Annotated in this window: 1 protein-coding gene; it reads left to right on the forward strand. The window is 65.9% G+C overall.

Features of this window, described 5'->3' with window-relative positions; all coding sequences use genetic code 11:
* Window positions 1-1217: phosphoenolpyruvate--protein phosphotransferase (locus AC1DU6_RS31865; RefSeq protein WP_477862201.1), on the forward strand; the 1217-nt coding region annotated here is incomplete at both ends.

Here is a 1217-nt window from a genome sequence, read left to right on the forward strand (position 1 = left end):
ATTTCGTGACGCCCGACGAGGTCCAGCCCGAGATTGGGCGACTGCTGCGCGCACGCGACGCCGTCGTGCTGGAGCTGGAGACGTTGAGGGATGAACTGCCAGGCGACGCGCCCCACGAACTCGCGGCCTTGCTGGACGTGCACCTGATGCTGCTGCACGACGAGGCCCTGACCGGGAGCGCCAGCCAGTGGATCGTCGAGCGGCACTACAACGCGGAATGGGCGCTGTCTGCCCAGCTCGAGGTGCTGGCACGCCAGTTCGACGAGATGGAAGATGACTACCTGCGCGAGCGCAAGGCTGATCTGGAGCAGGTCGTCGAGCGTGTGTTGCGTGCGCTGTCGCAGGAGCGGGGTGACACGCCTGCGCCCGTCACGCCGCGCGACTTTGCGGGCGAGGACCCGCTGCTGCTGGTGGCCGCCGACATTGCTCCGGCCGACATGATCCAATTCAAGCGCAGCGTCTTCCGCGGCTTCATCACCGACATTGGCGGCAAGACCTCCCACACCGCCATCGTCGCACGCAGCATGGATATCCCGGCGGTGGTGGGCACCCGTGAGGCCTCGCGCCTCATCAGGCAGGATGACTGGGTCATCATCGATGGCGACGCGGGCACGGTCATCGTCAATCCTTCGCCCATCGTCCTGGAGGAGTACCGCTTCCGCCAGCGCCAGAGCGAACTGGAGCGCGCGCGGCTGGGGCGCCTGCGGCACACGCCGGCCGTCACGCTGGATGGCGAGCACATCGAATTGCACGCCAACATCGAGATGCCTGCCGACGCGGAGGCGGCAGTGGAATCGGGGGCCACGGGCGTCGGGCTGTTCCGCAGCGAGTTCCTGTTCATGAACCGTGAGGGCGAACTGCCCAGTGAGGAAGAACAGTTCGCTGCCTACAAGGCCGCCGTCGTGGCGATGAAGGGCATGCCGGTCACGATTCGCACCGTCGACGTGGGGGCGGACAAGCCGCTGGATCGGTTGACGGTCAACGAACTGCGCCACGAGCATGTGCTCAAYCCGGCGATGGGCCTGCGTGCCATCCGTTGGAGCTTGGCCGAGCCGAGCATGTTCCGTCAGCAACTGCGCGCCATCTATAGAGCGAGCGCCTTCGGCAAGGTCAGACTGTTGATCCCGATGGTGGCGCATCTGTCGGAAGTTCGGCAAATCGTCGAGACGGTGCGCAAGGTGCAGCAGCAGCTGACCGATGCCGGCCATGCCTACACA

This window comes from Roseateles sp. P5_B10, assembly GCF_056400485.1.